The organism is Streptomyces sp. NPDC051567, from assembly GCF_044454165.1.
Taxonomy (GTDB): Bacteria; Actinomycetota; Actinomycetes; order Streptomycetales; family Streptomycetaceae; genus Streptomyces.
Map to the genome: position 1 here is coordinate 17,489 of NZ_JBITDK010000043.1, position 16,201 is coordinate 33,689.

A 16,201-nucleotide genomic window follows, 5' to 3' on the forward strand; every position below is an offset into this window, starting at 1 on the left:
GGGGGTGGAGCTGGCGGTGCATGGGGTGTGTGGCTCCCGATCCGGGTGGGAGCCGCGAGCAGGGACGTAACCAGCTAATTTGGAGGCAAAGCGGGCACCTTGCTGGCTATCTTGACGGGGGTCCCTATCCTGGGCGTAGGTGACCACGCGGACCCTAGGGCCCGCAGGCATCACCTGGCAGGGAGGTCACCTCGCTGCTCACGACTCGGGATTGCTTGCAGGCATCGAGTCGATCGCTAGGGAGCGGTCTCCGTTGTGGCGACGGAGGCCGCTTCGCGCGTTATGGGCCTAAGGCTGTGGTCACCGGGTCAACGGTCCTCTCGATCTTCAGCATGAGAGCGGTGGTCGGCATGCTGTCGAGCGTCATGAAACGTGACGTAGGCCGCCGTCGCGCTGCCCAAATCCAGGACAGCGGCCTGGGGGAAGCGCTTTGCGAGCTGATCGAGCAGGTGGATGTACGCCTGTCGCGCCGGGCGCCGGGGGTTGGTCTTCCCCAGCTCCCAATTCACTACCGAAAGGCGCGTCACGCCGATCGCGTCCGCAACGTCCTGCTGCGTGAGGTTCGCGGCGAGGCGCAGCTGAGCGCGCACCCGCGGCGGCGGCAGGACGCCTTCCAGGCCCTCCAGCAGGGCGTCGACCCGCTTCAAGCGGTCCGGGTCGGACATAGTGCAGGCTCCCATGATCGATTGATCCACGAAATATACACCATTTGATCTCCGACGGGGCCGCCTGCTACCGCGAGCGTCGATGCGTTCAACGCGACCCTGCCTCGCCCAAGCCCGGCAGGTGGGAGTTGGTCGCCTTCGCGGCCGCCGTCAACTCGGGCAGTTCCACCACAACCACCCCGGCCTCCACCAGCTGCTCGTAGCCGACGCAGTCGTCGACGAACAGGCTCGGCTCGCGCCAAGCGATGACGACGCGCGGGATGCCGGCCTCGAGGATTCGCCGGGCACAGGGCGTACGGGAGGCGCTGCGCTGGGAGCAGGGCTCCAGCGTGCTGTAGATCGTGGCGCCCGCGAGGCGCGGGTCGTCCTGGGGGAGTTGGGCGAGGGCGACTTCCTCCGCGTGCTCGCGGGGGCCGGTCGCGCGGGAGTAGCCGGACGCCAGCTCGGTGCCATCCTCGCCGACGATGACCGCCCCGACCGAGTAGGCGCCGGCGGCCGGAGGGCACAGCGCAGCGAGGTCGATTGCACGCTGTATCCAGCGCAGGTCCTGGGCTCGGTCGGGTGCGTACATCAGGCGGTGCGCTCCTTCGGGGAGTAGCGGACGAAGATGACGTCGTCGATCGCCCGGATCTCCAGCACCTTCATCCGGGCTGTCGATCCGCCGGGGTAGTCGGCGGCGCCCAGGAATCGCGCCGCCTCCGGCTGGCCCACCAGCAAGGGCGCGATGGCCAGGTGTACTTCGTCGGCGAGGTTCGCGGCCATGAGCTGGGTGTGGATGGTGCCGCCTCCCTCCACCATGAGCCGGCCGACGCCCCGGCGACCGAGCTCATCGAGGACCAGGCCCCAGTCGAGCTCCGGGCCGACGCTGACGACGTCGGCAAGGCCGGCGAGGGTGGCGCGCACCTTCTCCACCGCATCGTCGACGGTGACGACCAGCTTCTCGCCGCCGTGGTGCCAGAAATTGAGGTCGGCGGAGAGGTCCCCGGTACGGGTGACCGTGACCTTGAGCGGGTAGGCCGGCTTGCCCTGGGCAACGCGCTGAGCCCGGCGCTCCTCGCTGTTGACCAGGAGGCGCGGGTTGTCCTTCCGCATGGTCGTTGCGCCGATCAGGATGGCGTCGGACTCCGCGCGGACCTGGTCGACGCGGTCGAAGTCGGCTGCGTTGGACAGGCGCAGCCGCTCGGGGCTGGCGTCGTCCAAGTAGCCGTCGACCGACATGGCAGCGGAGAGGATGACGTACGGACGCGTGGTCATAGGTGGTGTGATCCGTTCTGCTCAGGATTCGTGGGCGAGTGTGCCGTCGAAGTGCGCGCGGAACTCCGCGACCTCGGGCTGGCGCTGCCAAGGCACCAACGCCTTGTCGAGACGCGCGAGCTCCTGGACGATCCGGCCCGAGCCCGTGTCGTTGGCGACGGTCAGGGCCTGGAGGCCGACCGCGGCGGCCTGGTCGGGCGCGCCAGCACCGGCGTGAGCCACTGCGGCCCGAGCCATGTAGACGCCTCGGTCGCGGTGGTAGCCGTCGGGCAGTGCCTTGATGGCGCTGGTGAAAATCTCGGCGGCCTCCGCGTGCTTGCCCAGCACCTCCAGGCTCTGCGCCCGGTGCACCTGTACGTACTGCTCGTTCAGCCACACGCCCCAGGGGGTCGTGTCGCCGGAGACGCGATCGAGAGCGTTGCGTACGTCGTCGATCGCGCGCTCGCTGTCGGTCGACTCACCGCGCAACGCGTGCCCGTACGACTCGTAGGTCCGGGCGACGGCGGCGAGCCGGCTGCGGGGGCGGGCCATACGCTGCGCCGCTTCGGCGAGGTCGACGACGTCGACCAGGTCGCGCATTTCGCCGGCGAGCTGTGCCTTGCGGGCCATCACGTACGAGGTCAGGTCGCTGTCCCCGACGGTGTGGCTCCACTGGAACGCCCGATCGAGCCAGAACTGCGCGCTGTTGAAGTCGCCCAGGTCCTGGTAGAGCCAGGAGGCGAATTCCGCGTACTGCGTCTGGAGTTCCATGAGGGCGTGACGATCGGTGCCCTTCGCATCCTGGCGCAGGGCCTTGATGTCCTCGATGTGCTGGCGGGCGGCCGCGATGGCTCGGCTGGGGCCAAGGAGGTTGTCGCTGTCGATCAGCAGACGGCGCGCACGCTGGAAGTGTTCCACCGGCGTGCCGCTGTAGGCGGAAGCCGATCGGGCAGGCCGTGTCAGCCCCGCGAGGGGGCTGGCGGCTGCCGGTGTCCCCCCGCCCAGTGCAGCCGCTGCACCGAGCCCCATCCCGCCACGCAGCATCGCGCGTCGATCGAGTGCCACGAAAACCACCGATCCATCCCGTAGACGAGCGGGGACAAAGGTCCCCTCATCGTCCGACGTTGCCTGCTGGGATGCGGCCATGGCCAGGGCCACCGATGATTCGGACACATGGAGCCCTGAAGCGGACACATGGGCCTGGGGCGAATCATGCGTGCCAATCCGTTCCCACAGCTCGATCAGCAGGCCCTGGGCGTTGAGTACGCGGTCCAGCTGTTCGACCTCGGAGCGCTCCAGCGGAGCACGCTTCGCGTTCTCCCATTTCCACAGCTTGGAGTACGAGCAGAAGGTGGCTTCCGCGAGGCCCCGCAGGCTGAGGCTGCGGCGCTCGCGGAGGTCTCGAACCGTGTATCCGAAGCGGTCCAGGGGCGATGCCTCCGGGGTCAGAACGTTCGGCTTCTGCCCCACGCTGATCCCCCTCCATGTCTCCTATCGGTGTGTCCAGCGGCGGGACACATGTCAGACCTAGAACCAGCTCCGTGGTCGGGCCTACAACTTTGCTAACGAAGTTGGACCGGCCAAGGAGGGACGAACATGCGCAACGGGACGCGAGGAAGGACGTCAGTCGCTTCGGCCCTTTTCCATCCGCTCGAGGCGTGCGGCGAGGTCGGCCACCTGCTCCTCAAGGGCCTTGAGGGCGCGAACAGTCGAGTCCTCGCTGGACTCGGAGGCGGCCTCCGCGACGAAGGAGCCGCGTCCCTGGTGGGAGTAGATGAGCCCCGCAGTGCGCAGCTCCGTCAGGGCCCGTTGCACGGTGCCGGCCGCGACGCCGTACTCCTCTGTCAGCTCACGTCCGCTCGGCAGTTTCGTCCCGGCGGTCCAGCGGCCGGAACGGATCTTGTCGCGGACATCCTGAACGATTCGCTGGTACGGCTGCACGGCCTCGTTGCTCATGAGCGACATCGTAGGTCGACCCCCTCGTCTTAGCTAGCTTCCATAGCTTCCTCAATCAAGTACTTGACACGACCCCAACTCTATCAGCTAAGTTAGGTATGTCGACAAGGTGAGCGGGGCGGCAAAGGCCCCCACCTGCCACTTCCTGGGATCACGTAGAGCCCGAACTCGAAGGGAGCACCACCCCATGAACACCACCAGCCGCCCCGCCGCCAGCCTCGCCACCGAGACCTTCGACGCGGAAACGCTCGCCCTCCTGGAGGCCGTCGAGGTGCCGCTCCCCGACTTCGGCAACGTCGACCTGGACGTTGCGTTCGGTACGCCGCTGGAGATGTACGCCGCCGGCCCCCTTCCCCACGAGCAGCTGGACGGCCTGGACATCACCGCCGCCATCGCCGCGATCGAGGCCCGCGAGAACCGAATGCTCGCCGCCCGCGACATCCTCGCCACCGACCCGTCGATCACCGAGCGGGTGCGCGAGCGCCTGGTCGACGTCCTCATCCCCTACGCCACGCAGCTGCGCATCGCGCCGTCGGCCACCGCGTCCCTCCCGATCGCGGCCTGACTCTCCCGTACCACCGCCGGGTCTTCGGACCCGGCTCCTTCACCCGGAACCGCCCCTGGCGGCGCCGGATGTGGGAGCCGGACCCTCGGTCCCCTGAATACCGCCCGGACGCCCCTGAACAGGGGGCGGAAGGAAGCACTCGCTGTCTTGAGAACTCCATAGCGGCTCTGCCCAGAGAGCCGGGTGACGCCTACGAGATCCCCGGCCCTTCACACAGACCGCACCCCCCCTTTTTCTTCTGCACCGCCCCCGCAATCGCGGGTGCGCTGCCCCGCACGCCGCATCCCGCGACCGCCCGGTCGCCTGGGCCGCGGCGCTGCCGGAGAACGCACCCCACTACCCGCACCCGTCTGTTCAGGGAGTCCCTCATGCGTCCGAGCCTTCGCGCTCCGCTCCTGCTCAGCCAGCTTCCCCCCGACCACATCGCGCTCACCGGCGAGCGCCGCTCGCTGAGGTGTCCCGACTGTGATCAGTGGCAGCCCATCCGGCGCGGCATGGTCCAGCCCCACCGATCGCCCCGCCCCCGTCAGCCCAAGCCCCACCCGGGCCTGCCCCGCGTGACCACGGGCCCCATCGCCCACGTGCCCCGCTGCCCCGGGTCCGGCCGGCCCGTGACCATCGACCTCACCGTCGCCGAGTGGCAGGCCCAGCTCCCCACGGTGTCCATCCCGGACGCGCCCGTCATCGACTCCCCCGACGCCGTCTCGCCCGACGCCCGGCGGGCCACCCGGGTCAAAAGGTCGCACCACCAGCCGGTGACGCCGCTGCACCGGATGCGCCAGACCCCCGCACGCTGAGCCACCCGAACGATCGACCACGGCCCGGCCGCCCCCGCAGCACGGGGGCGGCCGGGCCGTGGCTGCTCGTACGAACAGCCAGCTCCCCAGAGACGGGACCACCATGACCGTGAAGAAGGCCGTGCACTGGCTGGCCGAGGCCGATGAGCTGTACGAGATCGGCCGCCGGATCGTGCTCACCGACACCGGCAGTACCCGCTCCGCCCACCACACGGCGGACGACGAGATCGCCCTCTACGCGGCGAACAGCCGCCGGTCCGCCGCCTTCACCGGCCTGGCCGAGTACGCCCGCCGCCGGGCCGCCGACCAGGCCGCCGCCGAGTGCGGCGTCTGTCACGGCGCCGGGCGGGTCTACCGCGACGGCCAGTACACCCCCTGCACCAACCGGATCACCCACACCGCCTGACCTGCACAATCTCCCCGCCAACGGGGAGCGGCCCCGCAGTTTCCGCGTGCTCGAACACGTGGGGCGGGGCCGCTCGTACGGACAACACCTCGCTCAAGGAGTTGCACCGATGAACAGGATGACATCTCTTCAGGCCCGGCACACCCGCCGGGCCGTGCTCCAGGCCGCGATCGACTCCGGCGCCCGCTGCACCCCGGCGGACGCGGACCTCTTCTTCCGCGCCGACGGCGAGCACCAGGCCGACTGGCAGCTCCGCCGGGCGGACGCGGTCCGTCTCTGCGCCGGCTGCCCGGTCCGCGCGGCGTGCGCCGAGCTGGCCCTGCGCGACGGCGACGGCAACCAGCTCGTCGACGAGCTGGTCCGCGGTGGCCTGGCCGGCACCGAACTCGCCACGCTCCGCGAAGACCAGGCCGTGCGCCTGGCCGCCGCCGTCGCCGCGGACCGCGACACCGAGGGCCGCCTCCTCGACACCCTGGCGGGCGAGCTGCGGACCGAGGCCCGCAGGTCCCCCGACCCCCGCGTCCCGGCACGGGGCGCCGCGCAGCACCAGCGGATTCGCACCCTCGCCGACCAGATCCACGAGATCCGTACCGCCCGCCGCGCCCGCGCCGGATGGGGGGTAGCGGCATGACCACCACCCTCACCCCCCGCGCCGGGACGATCGACGACATCGAGAGCGGGGACGACGCCCGCGGCTACGAGCGGGACGAGACCGACAACTTCCACCGCCTGGTCCGCCGGCTGGTGGCCGACGGCGACCAGCGCGCCGCGACCGCCGGACGCCGCGCCCGCCTGATCAGGGCGCTGACCTCGTGGGCCTGCCCGAGCTGCGGCTGCCTCAACGGCGACAGCGACATCTCGTGCGGCTACTGCTGAGCAGTGCCCGCGGCTGACCCTCACCCCCGGATACGGGCCGCCCGCCGCGCGCCGCAGTGTGCCGGGCGGGCCGCCCGTGCCCAAGGCCCGGACCACCCGGTCACCCTCGTGCTGATCGCCGCCGCCGCGCTGGCGGCCGCGGCCGCGTGGGAGACCAGGCACCGGGTCGTCGACCTCCACCCCGCACCAGGCGCCGCCCCTGCCGGGGCGGCGCCGTCCCTCTGACCGAGGAGAAGTAGTGACGATCATGAAGCCCGCCGACTTCCGCGCTGTGCACGGTGACCCGGTCACCTGGACCGCCGCCGACCACGACGAGTACCTCGTGCTCTCCGAGCTCTGCCCGCCGGAATACAGCGTGGCGGAGATGGCGGCGCTCGCCGTCGACTTCGGCCTGAGCGCGGCCTCGCAGCAGCGGGAGTCCGACCGGCTGACCGCCCAGGGCTACGCCCTGGCCGCCGGGATCTGGGCGCGCGGCGCCCAGGACTCCCGGGAGCACGCGGCCGCCGCCCGCCGGGGCGCCCGGCACTTCGACGCCTTCGTCAACGGCTGGTAGCGGCACCCCGTTTTCCGGGCCCGCTGCCTGAACCCCCGTCCGGACCGGACCCGCCCCCGTGCGGTCCGGTCCGGCGGCTCTCCAGCGGTGCCCGCCCCCGATCGCTCGCGGTACGGGCACCGCCGGAGAACCGACTCCCCCAGTCCCGCCCCGTACCGCGAGGAGAAACCCGTGAGCAGTGCCGAGAAATGGACCGCCGCCCACCTCACCGTCCCCCGAAACCGGGCCATCCACATCGAGCAGCGCCGCGCGCAGCTCCTCCCGGTCGTCGACGACCTGCGGCGCCTGGCCCGTGAGGTCGAGGCGCTGGTCGGTGAGATCGACGCCATCGAGGGCGACGTCCCGGGTCAGGCGTGGGTGCGGGCCCGGCGCGTGACCCGGCCGCTCTACAAGGCCGCCGACGACGTCGAGCGCGCGGTCAGCGACCTGGTCGCGTTCAACGCCCGCTACGAGCGCTCCTACGAGGAGCTGCCCGCGAAGCGCGCGCGGCGGCGGGAGGAGAAGCGCCGCCGGAAGCTGGCCGCCGGCCAGGCCGCGGCGATCGGGACCGCGCCGGACGGCGCGGCCCCCGCGACGAAGCCGGGCACGTTCACCGAGGTGTTCACCGACCTCCAGAAGGGGGCCTGATGGCCGCCCAGACCAAGGCCGAGCGGACGGCCCTGAACCGCCGCGCTCATTTCGAGCGCAGACAGGCCGAGGCGGCCGGGCGTGGTCAGCGTGGGCTCGCCGAGCTGTGGATGGAGCGGGCCCGCGCGGTCGCCGCCGCCCGCGAACGCGGCGGCGACAACGAGGCGTGGAGCGACCTCGCGAGGTCGATGGCCGCCTGGGTCGCCCGCTACGACACGTAACCGGCCGGGCCGCCGGGTGCTCCTGGCGGTCAATCAATCAACCGATCAAACCGGGCTGTGACCGCCTCGCGTACGCATTATGCGGAGGCGCGGGCACACGGGCGCGCGGGCACGTGCGCGCGTACGCGAGGCAGTCACGGTCTGTCAACCCTCTTTGGGAGATCTGATGAGTGACGATGAAGTCCGGGGCCCGGGCCGGGTGATCCCGTTCCGGCCGACCGGAGGCGCTCCCCCGCCTCCTCCCCCACCCCCGCCCATGCCCCCGCTTCCCCCCTCCCCGCCGCCGTCCGCCGGGCGTCCGACGACCGCTCCCGCGGAACCCGCGGCCGTGGCCGAGACCACGTCCGGCGCGGCCGGTGACGGACATGACGACGGGGCGCTGCTACCGGTGCTGGCAGTGCCCGAGCACGCCAGTCCGCCTCCGCCCGTTCCGGCGCTGCCGGCCGCCGAGCCGTCCCAGGACGAGCTCGTGCTGCGCTCGGAGGGCATCGACGGCGGCGGTGGGGAGGGGAGCGCGGGCGCCCGGAGCATGATGCTCGTCGCGGTCGGCATCGCCGTGGCCGCGCTGCGCGGCATGTCCCAGTGGCTGGCCGACCGCCGCCAGCGGTTCGAGGACCAGGCGCCGGTCCGCCTCGCCGCCGTGAAAGCCGCGGCGGAGGGGATCGCGGCCCGCGCGGAGCATGCCGCGGCCCTCCACAAGATCAGCAGCGATGCCGCCCAGGCCCGCGCCAAGGCCCGGGTGCAGTCCCCGACCGAGTTCGGGGCCAGCGCGAAGAAGAACAGCGGCAAGGGCGCCGGGAACGGCTCCGGTTCGGGTGGGGGCGGCGGACCGTCTGCGGGGAAGAAGGGGCCGCTCCCCGGCCCGCCCCCGAAGAAGCCCGCCGCCGCGGCCGACCGGTCCGCTGACCCGAAGCGGGCGCGGCAGGAGGCTGCCGAGCAGCTGCGGGCGGCGCGGCGGGAGACCCGGGCGCGGGACCGCGACCGCGCCCAGGCCGTGAAGGCCGCCCAGGCCGACGCCCGCAAGAAGCAGCGGGAAGCGCAGGACGAGGCCAAGCGGCGGAAGCGGTCTCCCGGCACCACCCTGGAGAAGGCCCGTGACCGGCTCGCGAAACGCCGGCCGGACCCGACCAGCCCGGACAAGACCCCCCAGAAGAAAGAGAACAAGGACACCAAGAAGGAGAACAAGGGGCCGCGCACCCCCGGTAGCGGCCTGGAGCCGGTGACGAAGCCGAAGCCGAAGCCGACGGCCAAACCCGAGGCGAAGGCCAAACCCAAGTCGACGCCCAAGCCCGAGGCGAAGGGCAAGTCGCGGTGGGGCAGGCAGTCGCCGAAGTCACAGCCGAAGCCGCGGTGGAGGAAGAAGCCGAAGGCCGGTCCGGCGGCGGGTACGTCGGGGTCCCGGCCGGGGTCGCGCTCGCGCCGGACGCGGGAGCAGACGCCGCCGAGGCAGACGCCGGGCGAGGACGGCTCCTGGCTCCGCCCGCCCCCGGGCATGGAGGCCACGTACTCGACCACGATCACCCGCGATCCGATGCCGCCGAAGAACCCGCCACGCCGTCCTGCGGCGCTCACCCGGGGGCGCGGGCAGCTCCCGCCGGGCAGCCCGCCCACCCCCACCCCCACCCCCACCCCCACCGTGCCGTCTACGCCGTCCGGCCCGCCTGCACCGCCTGCCGGGCCGGGCGGCGCTGGAGGGTCTGGCGGCCCGCCCGCTCCGGCCCCGGTACCGGGGCCCAGGAGGAAGGAGGCGACGCCGTTGAGCGGCGCCGTACAGCACACCGTCCCGGTGACGAGCACCCAGTTCACGGACTCGGACCTCACGGTCTACGACGTCATCGAGGCCGACGAGGACCAGGCGCAGGAGATCCTCGCGGGCGCCGAGCACGCCCTGCTCGTCGCGGAGCGCTGCGACCGCCTGGCCGGCGCCATCGAGGCCCTGAAAGCGGAGCTGGAGTCGAAGTTCGTGCCGGGGGTGCTGGTCGGCTGGTGCACCCGGCTGATCGAGCGCGCCAAGGTCGTCGAGGAGAAGGCCCTCGCCGTCGCGGCGGGTCTGCCCCGCGCCTCGGAGGCGATCGCCCAGGCCGGGCAGCTCGCCGCCGAGCACGACCGGCCCGTCGCCGACCTGGTCCGCGACATGGGACACACCGCACCCGCCGCCGCCTCCTACCACAAGGAGTAGCCATGGAACTCGCCAGGATCGGCTCCAAGGCCGTCGAGTTGTTCGTCGACGGCGTCACCTACACCGTCGCCACCGCCCGCCTCGGCATGGCCTCCATGGCCATGCTCGCGCTCAGCCAGGCCGTCCGCGGCACCTACACCTACGTCGAGGACTGCGCCCGCTCGGTCGACACCCTCGCCGACACCGCCAGCGCCCTGTGGGTCGAGGGCGCCGTCGTCAGCGCGCACCGCGACGCGGCCGCCGTCATGCGCGGCGTCCTCGCGGACGCCGAGGCCCTGGCCATCGAGGCCGAGGAGATGGCCCGCGACTTCACGGCCGCGAAAGAAGGCCACGAGCAGGACTACGGCCCCGTCCACGACGCCATGGTCGCCAAGCAGGGCGCGGTCGCTGACCGCACCTACTACTCCAACCGCTGACCCCCTTCGCAGGGCGGCCGGAGCCCACGGGCCCCGGCCGCCCTGCCCCGTTCCCGGAGGTACCCGCCCATGCTCACCCGTGCCCGCGTCCGCGAGGGAGCCGGCCGCGCCGCCACCATCACCGGGGCCGCGGTCCTCACTCTCGCCCTCGACACCGACCTCGCCGCCGGTCCCGGCATCCTCGCCGCCGCCGCCACCGCAGGGACCGGCCTCGCCTTCAACCCCCGCATCCGCTACGCCCCGCAGGCGGTGCGCGCCACCGCCATCGCCGTCTACACCGCCCCGCACACCGGCTGCGCGCTCCTGCTCGCCGGAGGCTTTTTCGCGCCGGACAGCTCGCTGTCCGTGCTCGTGCAGATCGCCGTCGCAGCGGCGTGGACCGGCGCGACCTGGTGGCTGCGCCCCGGCCTCACCGCCCGCGCCCTCGCCGACGAGGCGCTGGCCCAGGAGCTCGCCGTCGCGGCGGACGAGACGGCCGAGGAGGCGCCCGTCGTCGTCTACGCGACCGCCCAGGCGCAGTGGTGGGGTGAGCACGTCGCCGTCGAGGACGGGGTCGCCGCGGGCACGGTGCTCCTGGACCACCGGCAGGTCAGCGACGAGTGCCTGGCCCTGGTCATCGGCGCCGCCGAACACGGCCGCGCAGTCCCGAAGATCGCCGTCGCGGACCTGTCCGCGCTGCTGGACATCCCCGAGGACCTGATCACCATCGGCCCGGTACCGGGGCGCGGGGCCGGTGTCCGGCTCGTGGTCCTGGGCCGGCGGCCCGAGGCCGTCGGCCTGGACGGTGCCACCGAGGCGGAGGTGTGGGCGGACATCGCCGCCACCGCCATGCCCGGCGTCGAGCTGGTCGACGCCACCACCTACACGATGCGCAAGGAGCTGATCTGATGCCCGAGGTAGTCGAGTACGTGCTGCGGACCCCGGCGGGCGGTGTGCGGCGTTACGACCACGAGGCCCTCTGTGACCTGCTGAAGATCACGGATTACAGCCGGGTGATCTTCGAGCAGGGCGCCGGGCGCGAGGCGATCGTGCGCGTCTACCCGGCCAATCCGCTGCTGGCGATGCGCGAGATCAGCGTGGCAGACCTGCTGATGGACGCCGGTGGCCGCATCACCCTCGGCACCTACTACGACGGATCGCGCCTGGGATTCCGGCTCTTCGACCCGCGCACCGGCAACGCCCAGCGAGGCGCGGTCTTCGGCACGACCGGCGCGGGCAAGAGCCGCCTGGTCCAGGCGCTCCTGGTCGCCTGCAAGCGGTCCGGGATCGTGGTCCACCTCGCTGACCTCAAGCGCGGGCAGTCGGTGCCGGAAGCGGCCGGGCAGGTCGCCACCCGGGTCACCACCCAGTACGAGACGATCCTCATGCTCCGCGGTCTGGTCGCCGAGGCCGAACGCCGCATGACCGTCTACGCAGAGATGGGCCGGAGCGGGTTCGTCATCGGGGACCCCGACCCGCTGGTGTACGCGATCATCGACGAGGCCAACCGGCTGCTGGAGAAAGACGCACCTCACCGCGACGAGGCCGCGCTGCTCATCAAGGAGCTGGGGAGGACCGGCCGGAGCGTCGGGGTGGGCATCATCATCGCCGCGCAGGCCGCCCACCTCGACGAACTCGGCGGCAGCGACACCCTGCGCGGCATGCTCAAGGAAGGCGAGGTCATTCTGCTGCGCTGGTCGTCCGCGATGATGCAGCAGCTCGTCGGCGACGGCCTCGTCCCCCGCGGTGAGGCCCTCCAGCCCATCCCCAAAATCATCGGTGAGGTGCGGCGGGTCCGCCGGTACAACGAGACCGCGCCGACGGCCGAGGAGGACCCGAACAGCCAGGGGATGCTCTACCACCTGACGGGGCGCCGTCCGACGAGCATGGCTCGCACCTACCTGGTCGGCTCCATCGCCGCCTGCACCGGCTACGACCCGCTCATCCTCGCCCTCTACGGCGGCAAGACGCCCCCAGGAACCCCGATCGACCTGGACGCCTACATGACCGCCAAGGAACGCGCGGCGGGCCGACAGGTGGGCGCCGGCGGCGCCCCGGCCACCGCCCCGGCGGTAGATGAACTCACCATGGTGGAGCCGGAGTTCGACGCGGCGACGATGTCGACCGCGCAGCGCATCCTCGCCGCCCTGCCCCCGGCCGGGATGACCGAGCTGGAGCTCCTGGCCGTCCTCGACGCCGATGGCGGCCGGGTCGTCCGGCGCGGCACCCTGCGCACCACCGTCAGCACCATGCGCGGCCAGGGCGACCTCGCCCGCCCCGACGGCACCGCGCGCATCGTCCCCGCCCCGCACACCTGACCCCGCCAGCACAGACGAGGGCCCCGGCATCCGAAGCGCGGGGGCCCCGCTTCTGCCTGCCCCCGATCACGGAAGGAGCACCACATGGTGCCCCAGCAGCCCCTGCCCGTCACCGACGCCCTCGCGGCCGCCGAGGCCCGCCGCCTCATCGACGCCGCCTACCGTCCGGCGGACACCACGTCGTACCGCGACACCACCCCGCTCCCCGCCCACGGACCGACCCCGCCCGTCGCCCAGCCCGGCAGGCCGCCGATGTCCCAGCGCGCCACCGACACCTCCGGCCTGCTGCTCGCCGGCAGCGTCGCCGCCCTCTCCACCGGCGGCGCCACCTCCCTCGTCCTGTGGATGCTCGGCCAGGTCGACCCCCTCACCCTCGCCGTCGGCGGAGCCGCCCCCGTCGCCCTGCTCCTCGCCGCCGGCTCCCTCCTGAAGTCCGCCGGCCGCGCCAAGGCCGCGTCCGCGCACAGCGAGCACCACCACCACTACAACGCCCCGGTCCACCAGCAGAACACCACCGTCTCGACCGCGACGAAGGGCCTGTTCGCCAGAACCAGCAACACCACCAGCTGACCGGCCGCTGCGACCGGCGTGCTCCACACCCGCCCCCGGGCTGGTGCGGGGCGCGCGGGCCGTACCGGCCAGGCACCGCCCACCCGACCCGCCTGGAGGACTTCATGCTGCTCCGCCACCGCCGTCTGCTCGCCGTCACCGTCCAGCTGGTCCGCGAGTACGAGAGCGCCCTGCTCCACACCCCCGCCGACCTCGACGCCGCCCGCGTGCAGGCGGCCGTATTCGCCCGCCACGGCGTCCGGATCACCGAGGAGACCGCCATGGAGTACCTCCGCGCCGCCCTCTCCGCCCGCGGCCACCGCGACCTCGTCCGCCCCCTGCCCGCCAGCTGACCGCCGCTCAGACCGGCCCGCGACCGTTCGAATACCTCCCGCCCGGTGGCCTCGAAACCGGGGCCACCGGTCCCCGTTTCGGGGCCAGCCCCCGCCGTTTTGGGGCCAGCCCCCGCCATTTCGGGGCCAGCCTCACGACCCCTCTCGGAGACACCGATGACCCTGCTCGACCGGTGGCACCCCACCACCGACCCCGACCCCGATTTCGACCCCACCCCCATCCCCACGCCCCCCGTTTCGGGAACACCCGCCCCCACTTCGGGGGCACGCCCCGCCGTTTCGGGGACGGGCCCGGCCGCTTCGGGAACACCCACCCAGCCCCCCGGAATCGCTTCCGCCGGTTCGGCCATGGACGCCGGGATTTCAGGGACGGCCTCCGCCGTTTCGGGCACGGACCTCGCCGTTTCGGGGGCACCTGATCCGGTTTCGGGGACGGAAAGCGGAACCGGAACCGGTAACTTCCCGCAGGGGTTGACGGGGTGGCAGAAGACCGCGGTCGTCGGGATCGTGATCGCGGCCCTGGGCCTGGGCGGCCTCGGCCTCTACCTGTCGTTCGGGAGCGTCGCCCGGTTTGCTTTCGAGCGCCTGCACTTCGGCTCCCTGACCCGGGGCCGGCTGTTCGCGGTCGGGGTGGACGTCGGCATCATGGTGCTGATCGGTATCGACCTGGTCATGGCCTGGCTGCGCCGCCCCATCGCCTGGATCCGCATCCCTGTCTGGCTCCTGACCGGCGCCACCGTCGTCCTCAACGCCGCCTCCGTCACCCCGGCCCCTGGCCGGGCCTGGGAGTTCATCGACTACCTCGCCGTGGCCGCGCACGGCCTGGTGCCCGTCCTGTTCATCTCCGTGGTCGAGGTCGGCCGTGACGCCGTCGACCGCATCGTGCGCCCCGTCCGGCCCGGCCGCGATGCGATCCCGCTGATCCGGTGGGCGCTCGACTGGCGTGCTACCTGGGCGATCTACTGCCGGATGCGGCTGTGGCGGATCGACTCCTACCCGGAGATGATCCGCCGCGACCAGGAACTCCTCGGTTACGAGCAGTGGCTGGCCCGCAAGTACAAGGGGGACCTGTCCAAGGCCACAGCGGACGAGCGGCTGCCCATGACCATGGCCCCCCACGGCTACACCGTCGACCGCGCCCTGCTCCTGCCCGCCGTGCAGGAGCAGGCCGCCCGGGAACGCGAGGAGGCCGACAAGCGCCACAAGCGGGCCGTCGAGTCCGCGACGAAGCTCGCCGGCTACGACGCGCAGAGGAAGGAACTCCTGGCCCAGGGCGAGGTCGACAAGACCGCGGCCACCGTCGACGGCCAGACCGGCATCGCCCGCGCCGAGGCGGAAGGCGCGGTCCTCCTCGCACAGAGGGTCGCCGAGATCGAGCGGCAGGCCCACGACCGGGCGCAGACCGCCCAGGACCGCGCCCGCCAGGCCTCCGCCGAGCGGGAGGAGGCCGACGAACGCGAGAAGAAGGCCGGCGCCGACCTCCGCGCGGCCGACCTGGAACGCCGGGCGGCCGAGAAGCGGAAGGAAGCCGCCCAGGCCGACAAGGTCGCCGCCGCCGAGACCATGGCCGTCGAGACCGAGACCATCACCAAGGCCCGCCAGGCCGCCGCCGAAGCCTCCCGGCGCGCTGCCGAAGAAGAGAAGGCCGCCGCCGAAGCCCGCCGGACCGCAGCCGAATCCGACCGGCGTGCCGCCGAGGAAACCCTCCGCACCCGGCAGGCCGCCACCGCCACCGCCGAAGCCGCCAAGACCGAAGCCGAAGCCGACCGGCGTGCCGCCGAAGCCCGGCGGGCCACCGCCGAAGCCGACCAGGCCGAAGCCGAAATCCGCCGCGCCGCCGCCGAAGCCGACCGGCTCACCACCGAGGAGAACACCCGCAAGAAGCGCGCCGCGGTCGACGGCACGATCTCCGCACAGACCGCGGCCGAAGCCGCCAAGGCCGCCGCCGAAATCGAACAGTCCGCTGCCGAAACCCGCCGCGCCGCCGCCGAAGCCGACCGGCGCACCACCGAAGAAACCCTCCGCGCCCAGCGGGCCGCCACTGAGACGGCCCTGGCCGCGCAGGCCGCCGCCGAAGCCCAGCAGGCCGCCGCCGAAGCACGCCGGGCCGCCGCCGAAATCGAGGCGCACGCCATCGAGATGGAGGACGCCGCCAAGCTCAAGCCCCGCGACCGTGCTATCCGGCGAGTCGCCCGGATGATCCTCGCCGCCGGAGGCGACGCCGCACGCGTCCCGCTCGCCGACATCCAGAGCGAACTCGACGTCTCGCCCGGCACCGCCTCCGACTACCAGTCGGCGGCCAAGGCCCTCATCGCCTCCGACGACTACGAGGCCGTCGCCCAGCCCGCCTGATGCCCCCGCACGTACGGCCCCCCGGCGCTGATATCGCCGGGGGGCCGCGGCCCCCTCGGCGGGGGGGGGGGGGGGGGGGGGGGGGGGCGGGGGGGGGGGCGGGCGGGGGCGGGGGCGCGGGGGGGGGGGGGCGCGGCGGGCGCGTCGGGGGGGGGC

The 16,201-nt window shown here is 72.9% G+C and carries 21 protein-coding genes; 16 read left to right on the plus strand and 5 right to left on the minus strand.

Annotated elements, in window-relative coordinates; translation table 11 throughout:
- Positions 1-308: 308 nt before the first annotated feature.
- From ACIA5F_RS29185 to ACIA5F_RS29205, 5 genes are all read right to left on the minus strand, one after another.
- Entirely contained in the window at positions 309-695 is a 387-nt protein-coding gene (locus ACIA5F_RS29185) for a helix-turn-helix transcriptional regulator (protein ID WP_399358127.1), read from the minus strand.
- Between the two features lie 58 nt (positions 696-753).
- Positions 754-1,236, minus strand: coding sequence for a deaminase (locus tag ACIA5F_RS29190; RefSeq protein WP_266505971.1), 483 nt, complete (start codon positions 1,234-1,236; stop codon positions 754-756).
- Entirely contained in the window at positions 1,236-1,919 is a 684-nt protein-coding gene (locus ACIA5F_RS29195; protein ID WP_399358129.1) for a RibD family protein, read from the minus strand. The genes ACIA5F_RS29190 and ACIA5F_RS29195 overlap by 1 nt, the downstream gene beginning before the upstream one ends.
- 21 nt (positions 1,920-1,940) lie before the next feature.
- Complete coding sequence (locus tag ACIA5F_RS29200) at positions 1,941-3,368, minus strand: helix-turn-helix domain-containing protein (RefSeq protein WP_399358131.1); 1,428 nt, start codon at positions 3,366-3,368, stop codon at positions 1,941-1,943.
- A 153-nt stretch (positions 3,369-3,521) separates the two neighbouring features.
- Entirely contained in the window at positions 3,522-3,854 is a 333-nt protein-coding gene (locus ACIA5F_RS29205) for a GntR family transcriptional regulator (RefSeq protein ID WP_399358133.1), read from the minus strand.
- A 187-nt stretch (positions 3,855-4,041) separates the two neighbouring features.
- Here ACIA5F_RS29205 and ACIA5F_RS29210 point away from each other — a divergent pair, with 187 nt between their 5' ends.
- From ACIA5F_RS29210 to ACIA5F_RS29285, 16 genes are all read left to right on the plus strand, one after another.
- Positions 4,042-4,419 carry a hypothetical protein gene (locus ACIA5F_RS29210; RefSeq protein ID WP_399358135.1) on the plus strand — a complete coding sequence of 126 codons (378 nt, stop codon included), beginning with the start codon at positions 4,042-4,044 and terminating at the stop codon, positions 4,417-4,419.
- A 368-nt stretch (positions 4,420-4,787) separates the two neighbouring features.
- Positions 4,788-5,216: a hypothetical protein gene (locus tag ACIA5F_RS29215; protein ID WP_399358137.1), complete on the plus strand. Its 429-nt coding sequence runs from the start codon at positions 4,788-4,790 to the stop codon at positions 5,214-5,216.
- A gap of 103 nt (positions 5,217-5,319) precedes the next feature.
- A complete protein-coding gene (locus ACIA5F_RS29220) occupies positions 5,320-5,622 on the plus strand; it encodes a hypothetical protein (RefSeq protein ID WP_399358139.1) in 303 nt (100 codons plus the stop codon).
- Positions 5,623-5,731: 109 nt separating this feature from the next.
- Positions 5,732-6,253 (plus strand): WhiB family transcriptional regulator, encoded by a 522-nt coding sequence (locus ACIA5F_RS29225; RefSeq protein WP_399358141.1) that lies wholly within the window; start codon positions 5,732-5,734, stop codon positions 6,251-6,253.
- Positions 6,250-6,498 carry a hypothetical protein gene (locus tag ACIA5F_RS29230; RefSeq protein WP_399358143.1) on the plus strand — a complete coding sequence of 83 codons (249 nt, stop codon included), beginning with the start codon at positions 6,250-6,252 and terminating at the stop codon, positions 6,496-6,498. The genes ACIA5F_RS29225 and ACIA5F_RS29230 overlap by 4 nt, the downstream gene beginning before the upstream one ends.
- A 3-nt stretch (positions 6,499-6,501) precedes the next feature.
- Positions 6,502-6,723, plus strand: coding sequence for a hypothetical protein (locus ACIA5F_RS29235; protein ID WP_399358145.1), 222 nt, complete (start codon positions 6,502-6,504; stop codon positions 6,721-6,723).
- A 13-nt stretch (positions 6,724-6,736) separates the two neighbouring features.
- Positions 6,737-7,051, plus strand: coding sequence for a hypothetical protein (locus tag ACIA5F_RS29240; RefSeq protein ID WP_399358146.1), 315 nt, complete (start codon positions 6,737-6,739; stop codon positions 7,049-7,051).
- 171 nt (positions 7,052-7,222) lie between these two features.
- Positions 7,223-7,678, plus strand: a complete 456-nt coding sequence (locus ACIA5F_RS29245) for a hypothetical protein (RefSeq protein WP_399358148.1) — start codon at positions 7,223-7,225, stop codon at positions 7,676-7,678.
- Entirely contained in the window at positions 7,678-7,899 is a 222-nt protein-coding gene (locus ACIA5F_RS29250; protein WP_399358150.1) for a hypothetical protein, read from the plus strand. Before ACIA5F_RS29245 ends, ACIA5F_RS29250 begins: the two co-directional genes overlap by 1 nt.
- Before the next feature lie 328 nt (positions 7,900-8,227).
- Entirely contained in the window at positions 8,228-10,078 is a 1,851-nt protein-coding gene (locus ACIA5F_RS29255; RefSeq protein WP_399358152.1) for a hypothetical protein, read from the plus strand.
- Between the two features lie 2 nt (positions 10,079-10,080).
- Positions 10,081-10,494 carry a hypothetical protein gene (locus tag ACIA5F_RS29260; protein WP_399358154.1) on the plus strand — a complete coding sequence of 138 codons (414 nt, stop codon included), beginning with the start codon at positions 10,081-10,083 and terminating at the stop codon, positions 10,492-10,494.
- Between the two features lie 69 nt (positions 10,495-10,563).
- The gene (locus ACIA5F_RS29265) at positions 10,564-11,382 is read left to right on the plus strand and encodes a hypothetical protein (protein ID WP_399358155.1); all 819 of its coding nucleotides are present in this window, start codon (positions 10,564-10,566) and stop codon (positions 11,380-11,382) included.
- Positions 11,382-12,791 (plus strand): transfer protein, encoded by a 1,410-nt coding sequence (locus ACIA5F_RS29270; RefSeq protein WP_399358157.1) that lies wholly within the window; start codon positions 11,382-11,384, stop codon positions 12,789-12,791. Before ACIA5F_RS29265 ends, ACIA5F_RS29270 begins: the two co-directional genes overlap by 1 nt.
- An 84-nt stretch (positions 12,792-12,875) precedes the next feature.
- Positions 12,876-13,361, plus strand: coding sequence for a hypothetical protein (locus ACIA5F_RS29275; RefSeq protein WP_399358159.1), 486 nt, complete (start codon positions 12,876-12,878; stop codon positions 13,359-13,361).
- 104 nt (positions 13,362-13,465) lie between these two features.
- A complete protein-coding gene (locus ACIA5F_RS29280) occupies positions 13,466-13,693 on the plus strand; it encodes a hypothetical protein (RefSeq protein WP_399358161.1) in 228 nt (75 codons plus the stop codon).
- 471 nt (positions 13,694-14,164) lie between these two features.
- Positions 14,165-16,045 (plus strand): DUF2637 domain-containing protein, encoded by a 1,881-nt coding sequence (locus tag ACIA5F_RS29285; protein ID WP_399358162.1) that lies wholly within the window; start codon positions 14,165-14,167, stop codon positions 16,043-16,045.
- Positions 16,046-16,201 lie beyond the last annotated feature (156 nt).